11 protein-coding genes are annotated in these 13,637 nt (G+C 57.6%); 7 read left to right on the top strand and 4 right to left on the bottom strand.

The window, feature by feature from the left end; translation table 11 throughout:
- Nucleotides 1–396: 396 nt before the first annotated feature.
- Complete coding sequence (locus tag QQL64_RS17655) at nt 397–1,122, top strand: FadR/GntR family transcriptional regulator (protein ID WP_284401993.1); 726 nt, start codon at nt 397–399, stop codon at nt 1,120–1,122.
- Nucleotides 1,123–1,176: 54 nt separating this feature from the next.
- On the opposite strand, the gene QQL64_RS17660 is transcribed toward QQL64_RS17655, so the two are convergent.
- The 3 genes from QQL64_RS17660 to QQL64_RS17670 form a co-directional block, all read right to left on the bottom strand.
- Nucleotides 1,177–2,382, bottom strand: a complete 1,206-nt coding sequence (locus QQL64_RS17660; protein WP_284401995.1) for a glycoside hydrolase family 27 protein — start codon at nt 2,380–2,382, stop codon at nt 1,177–1,179.
- An 89-nt stretch (nt 2,383–2,471) separates the two neighbouring features.
- Entirely contained in the window at nt 2,472–4,316 is a 1,845-nt protein-coding gene (locus QQL64_RS17665; RefSeq protein WP_284401997.1) for a glycoside hydrolase family 35 protein, read from the bottom strand.
- A gap of 112 nt (nt 4,317–4,428) precedes the next feature.
- Nucleotides 4,429–7,293 (bottom strand): TonB-dependent receptor, encoded by a 2,865-nt coding sequence (locus QQL64_RS17670; protein WP_284402001.1) that lies wholly within the window; start codon nt 7,291–7,293, stop codon nt 4,429–4,431.
- A 550-nt stretch (nt 7,294–7,843) separates the two neighbouring features.
- On the opposite strand from QQL64_RS17670, the gene QQL64_RS17675 reads away from it, so the two are divergent.
- The 5 genes from QQL64_RS17675 (at nt 7,844) to QQL64_RS17695 (ending at nt 12,224) form a co-directional block, all read left to right on the top strand.
- Nucleotides 7,844–8,509: a response regulator gene (locus tag QQL64_RS17675; protein ID WP_284402005.1), complete on the top strand. Its 666-nt coding sequence runs from the start codon at nt 7,844–7,846 to the stop codon at nt 8,507–8,509.
- Complete coding sequence (locus tag QQL64_RS17680) at nt 8,506–9,843, top strand: sensor histidine kinase (RefSeq protein ID WP_284402007.1); 1,338 nt, start codon at nt 8,506–8,508, stop codon at nt 9,841–9,843. The genes QQL64_RS17675 and QQL64_RS17680 overlap by 4 nt, the downstream gene beginning before the upstream one ends.
- 155 nt (nt 9,844–9,998) lie before the next feature.
- Entirely contained in the window at nt 9,999–10,808 is an 810-nt protein-coding gene (locus tag QQL64_RS17685) for an alpha/beta fold hydrolase (RefSeq protein WP_284402008.1), read from the top strand.
- A gap of 8 nt (nt 10,809–10,816) precedes the next feature.
- Nucleotides 10,817–11,407, top strand: coding sequence for a cytochrome b/b6 domain-containing protein (locus QQL64_RS17690; RefSeq protein ID WP_284402009.1), 591 nt, complete (start codon nt 10,817–10,819; stop codon nt 11,405–11,407).
- 322 nt (nt 11,408–11,729) lie between these two features.
- Nucleotides 11,730–12,224 carry a DUF3592 domain-containing protein gene (locus QQL64_RS17695; RefSeq protein ID WP_284402010.1) on the top strand — a complete coding sequence of 165 codons (495 nt, stop codon included), beginning with the start codon at nt 11,730–11,732 and terminating at the stop codon, nt 12,222–12,224.
- A gap of 20 nt (nt 12,225–12,244) precedes the next feature.
- Here the strand turns inward: QQL64_RS17695 and QQL64_RS17700 are convergent, their stop codons facing one another.
- Nucleotides 12,245–12,661, bottom strand: a complete 417-nt coding sequence (locus QQL64_RS17700; RefSeq protein ID WP_284402012.1) for a DUF1801 domain-containing protein — start codon at nt 12,659–12,661, stop codon at nt 12,245–12,247.
- A 155-nt stretch (nt 12,662–12,816) separates the two neighbouring features.
- On the opposite strand from QQL64_RS17700, the gene QQL64_RS17705 reads away from it, so the two are divergent.
- Nucleotides 12,817–13,521, top strand: a complete 705-nt coding sequence (locus QQL64_RS17705) for a DUF899 family protein (protein ID WP_284402014.1) — start codon at nt 12,817–12,819, stop codon at nt 13,519–13,521.
- Nucleotides 13,522–13,637 lie beyond the last annotated feature (116 nt).

Consider the following 13,637-nt stretch of genomic DNA (forward strand, 5'->3'; position numbering starts at 1 on the left):
TATGTTTAGAGGCGACAGGTGTCGATTTAGCCTGAAACGGCGGTGGGATGTGCTTGGCGAAACGCGCGGTTTTTGCGTGGCGTTGTTTGCACGACCATGGTGACGTCGCTGTCGCGACCACCGATGGCCGCCCAGGTAACGCGTTCGTCATTCGGCCGGATGGTCAGTAGTCGATGGCCACCACGCAAATATCGTGGCGTCGACCCATAGGCATGAAACGAAAGGGCCAAGGTGACCGATATTGAGCACGGTCCGCGTGCCGCTACGGCAACTCGATGACGCCGCCTGGGCGATCTTCTATCGAGCTTATTATATTATAATTTATGCATCTCACCGGGCGAGTCGACTCGCCCCAGATCGTGTTGTAGATGCATCTAGTCTTAGGAGTTCAATGCCATGATGAAACCCATCGCCGTGCGCAACCTGCACAACCAGGTGGTGCATGAGTTGGGACGGCTTATCGTCAGTGGCGAGCTGAAGGCCGGCGAAAGCTTTCCGCGGGAAGAGCTGCTGGCCGAGCAGATGAACGTAAGTCGCACTGCATTGCGCGAGGCGATGAAGGTACTTTCCGCCAAGGGCCTGATTGAATCGCGGCAGAAGACAGGTACTCGCGTACGCGATCCCATGCACTGGAACCAACTCGACGCCGAGGTGTTGGGTTGGCGCTGCGCGTCGATGCCAACAGATAGCTTCGTCGAAAAGCTGGTAGAGATGCGCGAGATCATCGAGCCGGCAGCAGCCGCGGCGGCCGCACGTCGCCGCACGCCGCAACAGTTGGCTGCATTGAAGGATGCGTATGCGGCCATGGCGGCCGCGGCCGATCTCGATGCATGGGCCAAGGCCGATCTGGCATTTCACGAGTGCTTGCTGCAAGCCGCAAACAACGAGCTGATCTCGTCGCTATTCTCGGTGATCGAAACCGCCCTGGACACCTACTTCCGTATGTCTGCACGCAACGCTTCCAACTTCAATGTCGCCCTGCCACAACACCTGAAAGTCTACGAAGCGGTACGGGGCAAGCAGCCGGAAGCGGCCCGGCAAGCGATGATGAAGTTGGTCAGTGATTCGCAGGACAATATTCGCCGCGGTGCCGCTAGCAAGTCGCCTGGCAAACGAAAGTAACCTGCCCCACTCGCCGTATCGTGCGAGCGGGGCAAGTCGCCGGCATCTCAAAGATCAAAGACGGCTGATGCGATACATCACGATGCCGTGCGCCGGCAGGTGGGCCTTGATGGAGCCGTCGCCCTCCGTTTGCGTGTGTTCCCAAAGATCCCGCAAGCGATAGCGCGCAGCTTTCTTCAAACCTATCTCGCTGGCGTCGACGCTAACGTCGCGTGCGGCATCGGTTTCGTTGAATACCGCCACGGCCTGGCTGCCATCCTTGAGCGGCTTGACGATCACATGGATGCCATCGGTGTCGCGCGCTTGTTTACCTTGCACACCCAGCGGATCCTGATCCACCGCAATAACCTCCTTGTTGAGCAGGATCTGCAGCGCATCCGGCTTAATCGTGCGCAAGTCGGTACCGATCAGCAGCGGCGCAGCCATGATCGACCACAAGCTGAAGTGGCTTCGGTATTCGATGTCGGTCATGCCGCCATTGCCCACTTCGAGCATGTCCGGATCGTTCCAATGGCCTGGACTGGCATAGCGATCAAGCACCACGTTCTGCTTGAAGATCTTCAGCATCGAAGCATATTCGTCGCGAATGTCGTCGGTGGTGCGCCACGAATTGGCGTCGACCGGCGGCTTGCCGGCCCACAACCAGGGCTTGTTCTCGCCCCATTCGCAGACGCTGTAGAACATCGGCCGGCCGCTTGCACGCAAGGCTTCGGCCATGGCGGTGTAGCGCTGATGTGCGTCGACCTTCTGGTTGTTGCAGTTGTCATACTTCAGGTAGTCCACGTGCCAGGACGCGAACGTCGCGGCATCCTGCTTCTCGTGGCCGAGGCCACCGGGAAAGCCGCGGTTTTCCTGCAGCGGCTCGCAGGTGGATGTGCCGGCGCTGGAATACAGGCCGAATTTCAGGCCGCGCTGGTGGATGTAGTCGGCGAGCGCCTTGATGCCGCTTGGAAAGCGCTTGGGATTGGCTTGCAGCTGGCCGTCCTTATCGCGCTGCCAGTTGGCCCAGCAGTCATCGATGTTGACGTAGCGATAGCCGGCGTCGCGCAGCCCCAGGCTGATGAACTTGTCGGCGATGCCGCGGATCATCGCTTCGTTGTACTCGTCGCGGCAGTGCGTGGAATTCCAGTTGTTGAAGCCCATCTGCGGCAGCGTGGGTATCGTCTGGTCCGCGCGAACTGGCCCGGGATTGGCCGAGATAGCAACAACGAACGCGAATGGCGCTGCGATACGCAGCAAACCTCCAAGGGAACGGCTCATCGATTTCTCTCCACTAGGGGTGAAACAGGAACGGGTAGGTGTCGGAGCTGGTTGCGCAACGCGCTAAAGCAATCGCAGCTGACCATGCCTCAAGGTGCCGGCACGGTGGTCGTGCCCAGCACGGGATGCTTCAGCGTATTCAGCACAGGCCGTCCTTCTACCAGCAAGTCCAAGACAACCAGCTGATTGCCGTGGGGCTTTAGCCAAGCTCCTGGCATGTATAAGGTTCGCTGCGGACCGATGCTCCAGGTGCGGCCCAGCGGATGTCCGTTGAGCCAGACAAAACCTTTGCCCAGGCCAGCCGTGTCCAGGAATGTGTCTGCCGAGGCATCACCCGAGACAGGTGCGTCGAACGTACCGCGAAAGAAACAAGGCGCATGTCGGCACGCGGCCCCGGCGTAGTGCAAGGCGTTGCTATCGTTGAACGGCAACGAATAGATTTGCCAATCCAGCAACGGACGGCCGTGCAAAGTGACACTGCCCAGGATGCCCTTGCGCTCGGTGATCATCTTCTCGCTGAAGTTGATGCGTCCGTCGTTTTGCACCAGCAGATCCAGCGTATCGCCTTTAGCTAGTTTCAGCGTCAGGCTGTCCTGTTTCAGCCGACGATCGAGCGTACCGATTCGCTTGCCGTCAACGTAAACCTGGGCATAGTCGTGCAAACCGTCGATGCGTAACTCGCCGGCGAAATCGGCGGTCATGCGCTTGCGATAGAGGATGTCGCCGTAGGCCTGCCCCAGCGCTTCCATGGTTTTGAGTTCATGTGATGTCGTCGGTGCCGGCAGCACATTCCACAGCGACACCGATTCATCCAGCTTGATACCGCTGATGGCCTGGGTCGCCGGAGTCGCCGGCACCGGCGGCGGAGTTGCTCCGGTCGCCTCGATGATCACTTTACGCAGCGCGTCGTATTTCGGCGTGGGACGTCCGCTTTCGTCCAGCGGGCTGTCGTAGTCGTAGCTGGTTACGTCCGGCTGATAGCTGTCGTCGTCCCAGTTGGCACCGTTCATCCAACCGAACGACGTACCGCCATGGAACATGTAGAAATTGACCGAATAGCCTTGCTGCAGCATCCAGGCCAGCTCCACGGCGACTCGCTTGGCGTCGATCACATGGTGTGGCGCACCCCAGTGATCGAACCAGCCCACCCAATATTCGCCCGCCATATACGGACCGCCAGGCTGCCATGTGTGCAATTGCGCGAATTTTTCGTGCGCGTGGCCGACGCCGAAGTTGATCACCTTGAGCAGGTCCGGCAGAGAGCCTGGTTGCTCGGCACTGTCGGACGTGTAGAGCAGCGATGCATTGAAACCGCTGTCGATCAGTCCCTGGCGGATCTGCTCCAAGTAAGGTTTGTCGTGGCCAAAACTGCCGTACTCGTTTTCCACCTGCACGGCGATGATGTTGCCGCCGCGGTTCAACTGCAACGGTGCGAGTTCCTGGCCCAAGCGATGCAGCCAACGCTGGGCCGGCTGCATGAACTTTGGATCGGTGCTGCGCACCTGGGTGTCCTTATCCTTCAACAACCATGCCGGCAAGCCGCCGAATTCCCATTCGGAGCATACGTAGGGGCCGGGGCGAAGGATCACGTACAGACCTTCTTGCTGCGCCTCGCGAATGAACTCGGCGACATCATTCTGTCCAGTGAAATCGTAATGACCCGGCGCCGCTTCATGCGCGTTCCAGAACACGTAGGTGGTGATGGTGTTCAAGCCCATCGCCTTGGCCATTTTCAGACGCGCGCGCCAGTACTCGCGTGGAATGCGCGGATAGTGCATTTCGCCGGCGATGATGCGGAATGGTTTGCCGTCGAGCACGAAGTGCCCTTGCTCGACGGTAAGACCACGCGTTGTGGCGGTTGGCGCAGCAAAGACGTTGCCAGCCAAAAGGACGCCGAGCCCGACGCCCATCGACACGCTTTTCAATATATTCATCGAAATCCCTTGCATCGAAATCCCTTGCCTCAAACTGCCGACGTGCCTGCTTTCAGCCAACACGTCGGGCAATACGCCAAAAACCTACTGAAGTCGTGACATAGACGTCCGTTCAGAAGGTGCCGCGAACACCCACGGTATAGACGGTGCCATCCGCCTCGGCGTAGAGGAACCGATTGGGATAAACGGAATAATCGTAGAGATGCGACTGCGTCAAATTGGTGCCGGACACGAACAGCGAAACGTGGCTATTGAGTTTGTAGCTAGCACTCAGATCCAGCTCGCCATACGACGTGCGAGTGACAGGCTGAGCACCTGCCCCGTACGAAAGACTCTCCAGATACTTTCCACGCCAGTTATAAGCCAGGCGCACCTGCCAGCGACCTTTTTCGTAATAGCCGCTGAGGTTGGCCGAATCGCCGATGCCAGGGACGGCAAATGCGCCAGAGGTGCTGATCGTCCCCGGACTAAGCGTGGCGCTGCTCTTGACGTGGGTGTAGTTGAAGGCCATGCCCAGGCCGTCAAACGGCGCAGGCAAGAGATGGGCGAACTGATAGTTAAAGGTCAGTTCCTCTCCGTAAATATTCGCCGAGTTTAAATTGATCGGTTCGCTCAGCGACCAGGTCTGGCCGAGGAACTGCACCGGCGTGCTCACGATCGTGCTGAAATTGCTGACCTTTTTATAAAAGCCTTCGAGAGCGAAATAGCTGACATCGTTCATATACCACTCGATGCCGGTGTCGTAATTCCTCGACGTGTATGGTTGAAGTTCGGGATTGCCCTGACTGATCGTCAACGATTCGGGCCGCGTTCCGAAGCTCTGGTTGTAATACAGATTGTTCAGCTCAGGCGGGGTCAGGGTTTTGGAAACGGCAAAACGGTAAATCAGATTGTCGAGCAGATTCACCTTCAAATTAAGCGACGGCAACCATTTGTGGTATCCGCCCGTAGCGGACTGTGGTTGCAGCGGCCCGTATGTCACCTGGCTAGCACTGGTATCGCTTGGGCTCACGTAGTAGCTCACCGGCGCCTGAAAAATAGCATCGGACTGCGAACTCACGTGGAGATAGCGCACGCCGACATCGAGGGTCCAGGGCTTATCCCATACCGTGCCGTCGAAAACAGCTTTGGCGAACGCCGCCTTGTTTTGTTCCTGCACCTCGTTGAAGCTGCCAGGATTGGGCTGCGGCCCAAAGCTGCCGTACTGCGCAAGCGCGGCGAGCAGGGCGGTGCGCTTGGCGGGCGTCAATTGATTGTAGGCGGCCGGCGTGGTCAGCCAATTGATATACGCAAGAGGGTTGTATTGAATCCATTGCGACGGCAGCCCAGGTTGCGAAACGCCGCTGATCGGAGCAGGTGGCGTGTACACGTAGGCACCAACAGCACTGGCGGGCACGGACACCGCATAGCCGCAGTACGCATTGCAGAGGATGCCATCCGGCGTGGTCACGTCCACCGATTTGTTGTATTCCCTCTTCTCCTGCAGGCCGAACTCAAGGCTGGATAAAACGCCGCTATCGAAACTCTTGCTTAGATTCAGCTGATACTCGGTGATGCCATCGGTGACATTGTTGGACTGGCCACCCGCGTTGCAGCAGTGTGCATACAGGTCGTTGAGGTTGGTGGTGGAAATGATGTTGGTGTAGCTGGGCGGCTGATTATCGCCATTGTTGGTCCAGGTCGGATTGACACCGACATTTCGCGCACCGATCACGGTGAAATAGCCGTCCGGGCTTTCCTTGTTCCACGCCTTGGAGTTGGATACGTCCAAGGTGATGGTGGTTGATGGGTCGACGTTGAAAGCGAAATTCAACCCGTTTTGCATCATTATTTCGTTGCTTGGATTGTACGAGACGACGTAGTCATTCGACATGACGCCGGTATTCTTTCGCACATAGTTCAATACGGTGTTGTTGGCATCGGTGGTAAGCGATTGGAAATCGCTGCTGTTCCCATACTCGCCAAATTCGTGCGTCAGCGGGTCGATTCTGTAGCCCGCATACAGCGTATCGAACTTGATAGTCAGTTGATCGATGGGGCGCCAATCCACGGCACCGCTAAAGCTCTTGCGCGTGCGCTCCTCGACGACGACGTTGTTGGCGAGCGTCTGAGGTATGGCGACGTTCGTGTAATTGGGATTACTTAATCCGGAAAGCTGGGAAATGTTTTGATTGACGTACCAGGAATCTGCCTGCGTATTTATCTGGGTATCGTCGCGCTTGTAGTACTGCACGGAAGCCAGGAAGCCGAAGGTGTGGTCTGAATTGGTCCAGCCGGTCAGGCCCGATACCTTGGGAGTGGTCTTGCCGGCCCAACTGCCGGTCAGATTGCTGTTGACCCCTGCTGCACTACCCGTCGCGTGGAACCCATGAAAGTCCAGCGGGCGCGCCGTCTGAATATCCACGACGCCACCGATGTCGACTTCAGGGATGTCGGCCGATGACGTTTTGTTGACCTGAGCGACGCTGATGATATCCGCCGGAAGTACGTCGAAATCGAAAGCGCGCGTGCCGGACGCGGTGGCCATCTGGCGGCCGTTGACCGTCACGGCAACGAAATCGGGACCAAAGCCGCGTATGGCGATCTGGTCGGATTCGCCGCCGCTTCGATTCACCGATACGCCGGGCACACGCTGCAAGGCATCGGCAACATTCGGATCGGGGAATTTCCCCGCCTCTTCTGCGGAAATCGAATCGACGACGTTGACTGCGTCCTGTTTGATCGCCTGAGCACGGCGGATCGCATCAAGCTGACCGCTGACGTTGACCACACTCAGGTCAGTCACTTTCTTGTCGCTGGCTTTTTTCTTGTCATCGGCAGCGCTGCCTTGGGCCGATGGCGCAGACGTGGGTGTGTCGGCGGCTATCGCGGGCGCGCTTGTTTGTGCGTGCGCTTGCGTGCTGTAACCGACCACACAAGCGCCACTCATTATCGCCAGCGCCTGACACACCGAGAACGCTAATTTGGTTCGTTGCATGGATTTCCCCTTAAATGCGTAATTCACGTAGACATGTGCGCAGCGGCGGACATGACGTCATGCCCCGCTATGCCTGTCTGCTCTGATTGGTGTCGCACCTGCCCCATCGACCACGCCATGCAAGCGCCGCCCCCGCCCGTTGGCGATTCGATAACCATGTCGTGAAGCAATCCGAAGGGTCAGCCGGATGACCGGTCCGCTCGTTTCGGATTGTTTGCTGCCGCCGCCAGCGTGTCTCCAATAGTATTATTTAATAATAATAATATTCTCGCATTGAGTGACAAGCTGCAGCGCAGCATCGCGGGAACAGGACATCACCTGCCGCGTTAACGGGATCGAGCTACGGGAGTTGGACTAGGAAGGCTCGCGGTCGACGAGAATGAGCTGCGGGCGGCCAGGAAAACCCGGAACCATAACTATGCTTTATATCAGTGGCCAAACTATGGTTTGCCGCACTCCTGTGCGCTTACCCATAAAATGCCTGCTCTCGATCGACAGCGGGCATCCGCTTTAACGAATCACTGAGCTGTTCTCGAATCAAAAGAAGCATATGCGCATCCTTCTGATCGAAGACGACGAAATGGTAGGCGTCGATTTGGCCAAAGCCATCGGCGATGCAGGATATTCCGTGGACTGGGTGCAAGACGGAATTGCCGGGCAAATCGCTCTCGCCGACGACAACTACGTGGCGGTGTTACTGGATCTCGGATTGCCAAGGCGCTCTGGTTTGGAAGTTCTGCGAACGGCGCGTACTCGTGGCAATCGCACACCCATCCTGGTGTTGACCGCACGAGACAGTTTGGACGATCGGGTTGCGGGGCTTGATGTAGGTGCCGACGATTACATCGTCAAACCATTCCAAACGCGGGAATTGCTGGCTCGCCTGCGCGCGGCTATCAGACGTCGCGATGGGCACGCGCAATCGTTGCTTGGCACCGAGGCATTGCAGATCGATCTGTCTACCCGCGAGGCTTCCTGTCGCGGCGTTCGCCAATCGCTTTCAGCCCGCGAGTTCGCCTTGCTGCATGCTTTGCTGGAACAACCTGGTGCCATCCTATCGCGCGAACAACTGGAACAACGGATCTATGGGTGGAACGAGGTCGTCTGCAGCAATACCGTGGAAGTGATCATTCACGGACTGCGGAAGCGTCTGGGCGCCGACATCATCCGCAACGTGCGGGGACTGGGATGGAGAGTGCCGAAGGTGGGCGAGTGACTTCGCTGCGGCGGCAACTTCTGGCCTGGCTGATTCCAGCCTATCTCCTGGTCGCGGCGGTCTGGATGGGAGTCAGTTACCGCCAATACGAAACCAATATCAGCGCGTTTATGGATGGCCAGATGCACGCGCTGGCGAACACTTATGCCCACTCATCGGCCACCGTCGCCGGGCAACCTGGGGTGCGAGCGCTCGACGAGCAACATGTTCAGCACGACGGCACCCCGATCGTGCAGCTCTGGGAAGATGGCGGTCGGCTCCTGGCTACTTCTTGGCCGATACCTTCGTTGGGGCTGCAGCCGAGCGAAGGTTTTCATACCGTTGACGCGGATGGTCAGAGCTGGCGCATTTATACCGTGCTGTCGTCCCAGACCCGGGTGCAGATCGTACAGAGCAATGATTTTCGCCAGCGAGTCATACTCGATTCGGCCCGGAAATCGGTAGAGCCGATGGCACTCCTTATCCCGCTTTCCGTCCTGCTGGTTTGGGTTGCGACACTTCTTGCGCTGCGCCCGGTCGACCGGCTGGTGCACGCTATCGCGCAGCAGGACGAGCGCAGCCTGGAGGAACTGCCGCTGAGCAAAGTCCCGCGGGAGCTCATGCCGCTGGTCGTCTCCATCAACGGGTTGTTGAAGCGGCTGCGGAATGCATTCGCCGTCAGGCAGCGCTTCGTGCAGGATGCGGCGCACGAACTCCGTACTCCACTGACCGCGCTTACGTTGCAGGTAGAAGCCTTGCATCACAAGCTGGGTGGTTCGGCGGTGGACGCAGAACTCGTGCGGCTCGATGCCGGCATCGAACGCATGCACAGGTTAGTCGCCCAACTGCTGAAGCTCGCGCGACAAGAAGCCGCGCAGCCGATCGATGGAAGCACCCTGGTCGACTTGCAGCAACTGGTTAAAGAGTCCATCGGCAGTTTGATTCCGCTGGCCGAGAAGCGCGCTATCGATCTTGGCCTCGAGGCCACGGAGAGAGCAGTTGTGCGGGGTGATGCAAACGATTTGCGCAGCGTGCTCGAAAATCTGCTGGACAACGCGCTGCGCTACACACCCGCAGGCGGAAGCGTTGACGTCACACTGCGCCGCGACGGCGGTGAGGTGGCGATCGAGTTCGCCGACACCGGACCCGGCATTCCTCCCGAGTTGCTCGAACAGGTGTTCGAACGTTTTTACCGGGTGCTTGGCACCGGTGCTCAGGGCAGCGGTCTCGGACTGGCCATCGCTCAGTCTGCTGCCGAACGTGGTGGTTTCCACATTGAACTTCAGAATCGCCATGATCAAACTGGCCTAGTTGCTCGCGTGCGCTTTCCGCAGGCCATCTTAAGTCTCACTTAAGTATCGTTGGTTAGCGTCTATCCGGTGAACCCCAGATAGAAGAGGCTGCGTCGATGAACGTTTCATGGCTCGCAATGGTTCTGTCAGTGAGTCTCGCCGCAGCGATGCCGGTCGCAACGGAAACAGACCAAGGATTCGTCGCTGGAGCAGACCACGTGCGCATCCACTATCTGCAATCGGGTCGGGCAGACGCGCCACATACGCTGCTACTCATCCCTGGCTGGCGGATCAGTGCTTCCATCTGGTCAAAGCAGCTCAGCTATTTTTCCGAACATCAATACCATGTCATCGCGATCGATTCGCGCTCACAGGGCTCCTCGGACGTGGTGCAGACGGGTAACGCACCGGAAAACCGTGCCGCGGATATTCAGCAAGTTATTTCCGAATTGCATTTGACTCATGTGATATTGATTGGCTGGTCACAGGGTGCGCAGGATGTAGCCGCCTACGTGAATCGATTCGGCACGAGCGCAGTAGAGGGTTTGGCGTTGATCGATAGCCCGGTCAGTGCGGGTCCGAACGACGTCACCGAGAATCCGGAATTCGTCAAGATCATTTTGCAAGGCATCGCGTCTTACGCCAAAGATCCTCGTGGTTATTCCGACCGCATGATGCACGCCATCATCAGCACTCCCACCGCCCGGGAAACCTATGCGCAACTGGATGACGCGTCCTTAAAGACACCGACCGATATCGGTATCTCGATGCTGGTCCAGGATTTGTTCACCACCGATCGTCGACCGACCCTAAAGAAATTCGACAAACCGACACTGGTCGTCGCGTCTGGCAAGAGCCCATTGCTGGATGCGCAACGGCGCATGGCTGTCGCGCTGCCCGAAGGGCAATTCGTCGCCGTCGACAACGCTGCTCATGCGGTGTTTTTCGATCAACCTGACGAGTTCAATCACCGGCTCGCGGCATTTGTCGCATCTATCGCTGCCAGCAAAGACGCGCGAACTCCCTAGGAACATGCATGATCCGCGTAGTTCCATCAAAATACGATCCGATTACTCTGTGGCTGCATGGCGCACTCGCCATCGGTATCGTTACTCAATTGTCGTTGAGTTCGGTGATGCATATCCCGGCGGGTCCAGGGCTGGGTGTACGCGATTGGCACCGCGAAGCGTTCGAGATTCACGCGCGCGTGGGACTCGCGGTCGCGGTCATCTGTGTCCTGCATTGGTTGTGGCTTTGCTCTCCGTTTTCGCGTCCGGGGGTAAGCTCTCTTTTTCCTTGGACTCGACGTGACAAGCGAACGCTGCTGTATCAGGAATTTAAGAATCTTCTGCGACTGCAATCTCCGTCGACGCGTCGAGTAAGCCCCTTGGCGGGCACGGTGCATGGGCTCGGCCTACTCGCGGTGAGCGGTAGCGTGACGGGTGGAATCATCAATTACTTCGGTTACTTCGTGGGAGCACCCATTCCGCGCTGGGTGCTTCATTGGGTATCTGTCAGCCATATCGTCTTCGGTTACCTGTTATGGGTTTTCGTGACCGGACACGTGCTCATGGCTTTGCAGCACTGGATTACTGATAGCTTCGATCGAACACAGGCTGCGCCGTGATCCTGAAAATAAAAAGTCGCTGATCCCTACTCTTTTGGAGTAAAGAAATGGGGATCGCGCTCGCGGACCTATCGCCCGAGTTGTCAGCAATACGACAGCTTCTTCGAGCCGCATTCCTCTCGCAGGCGGTAGCCCTGTCGGAGGTTTCTTGATCGGTCAACCGTTTATGTAGTGCAATGCTGCACGAGATCGGCATGAACGTTCGTCACAGTAGTGACCTATTTGCGTGTCATGAAGATCTACCATGTAGCCGGCGCCACGAAGGGGCAACGCCGGAAGTATCGGGAGAGGTTGTGGCCCAAGTGCACAAACAGGGGTGTTTATGAGCATTATTTTTCCGTCTTTATTCAGCCTCGTATTCGTCTTTATCGGCGTGGCCATACTCGGCTATGCACGGAAAATGGATTCCAAGGCCAAAGAGAGTTTGGCCTGGCCATCCACCGACGGCGAAATTTCGCATTCTGCGGTTCTGTATCAAACAAACACGTCGACGGATAGCGCGCAGACGTACAAAGCCGATATCGCCTATCGGTACAAGGTCAATGGAAAAAGTTATTCCTCCTCTCGAATTTCCTTGCTGGATCTCTCGTCCTCGACGCGAAGTGCACAAAACACCGTCGATCGCTATCCAGACAACTCGAGCGTCCAGGTTTATTACAATCCTGCCAATCCGGCGGAAGCGGTGCTGAAGCCCGGCGAGTCGAGTGGACTCACTTTTCTCTATCTCTTTGGAGGCTTGTTCGCAGTCGCAGGGCTCTTGTTCCTGATCGCGAGCATCACCGGACATGTGCACATGGGCACCACGCGCGTGAGGTAAAATTTCATGAAGCTACAGCTTCATGTCTTCTGTTTGCTTGCTTTCGCGCGCGTGCCCGTAGACGCTTTCTTCTTCAGTTTGCTCTGATTGTAAGCAATTGCAGCACGGATCAGATTTTTTAGAGCACGCGCATTGACCTTATCGCCCTCGAAAAAATCGATCGCTCGTCTCTGGTTGCCTTCGAGGCCCGCGTTGAAGAGTTTGTCAGGATCCGGAAGGCGCGCGCCGTGGTCAAAGGTGAGCTTCACCTTCCCTTTGTGGGCGTTGGCGACCGCGATTAATCCGTCGCGATACCACGTCGGGCTTCCCATCCACTTCCATTCCTCGACGATCTCCTGGTCAGCCTCAAGGATGCTCTTGCGGATGCTCGCTAACGTGTTGCCACGCCAGTCCGCAAGCCCTGCGATCAGCTGGTCAATGCGTTCCGATGGATTCATTGGATTTTTATGCCTCGAATTCTGGTCCCGTTTCACGCGACCACAACTGTGATGTAGCGACTACATTATTAAATGATGGGTGTCAGAGGTTTGTCTATTTTGCCCTGTCTCGTTCGTCCTTGTATCAGGCACTTCTCGTCCACAGGAGACTGATCATGACTTCCACCCAAATTCTCGTTCCCGCTGCCGAGCTCGTGAAGCGCAACGACATGACTCTGCCGAACGAAAGCGATGAATATCGTCGCGCGCGCAATGCGCTGCTCGCCGAAGAGATCGAGCTGCGCCGGCATATCGAGCGTGTCGCCGAGCAGCGTCGCGCACTCCCGCCCGGAGGCGCGGTGATCGGTGACTATCGTTTCCAGGGCGAGGGTGGACCGGTCGATTTCGCAGGGCTTTTCGGCGACAAACAGACTCTGGTTGTTTACAACTATATGTTCGGCCCACAGCGCGAGCGCCCTTGCCCGATGTGCACGTCGTTACTGAGCGCGTGGGAAGGCGAGGCGCGCGATATCGATCAGAAGATTGCGCTGGCCATCGTGGCACGCTCGCCGATCGAGCGCCTTGTCGCCTTCAAGAAAGAGCGCGGTTGGCGTCATCTCAAGTTGTATTCCGATCTCAACGGTCACTTCAGCCGCGATTACCACGGCACCGACAAAGACGGCGGGGATGACCCGGCGTTTACCGTATTCACCCGCCGCGACGGCACCGTCCGCCATTTCTGGAGTGGCGAAATGGGGCTTGCTACGGCGGATCCCGGTCAGGATCCTCGCGGCGCACCCGACCTGATGCCGATCTGGACGCTGTTCGACGTCACACCCGAAGGGCGAGACCCTCACTGGTACCCGAAACTCGATTACTGAAGCCGACCAGCGCACCCGCTGTCTAACGACCCGAAGGGGCATGCTCTTCGGTGCAGGAGCGTTTCCGCCTATTGCGGTGCCGCATGCGCCGCCCCCGGGCAGCTGCTAGTGTCACC

The organism is Dyella lipolytica (assembly GCF_030160075.1).
In the GTDB taxonomy this organism is placed as follows: domain Bacteria; phylum Pseudomonadota; class Gammaproteobacteria; order Xanthomonadales; family Rhodanobacteraceae; genus Dyella_B; species Dyella_B lipolytica.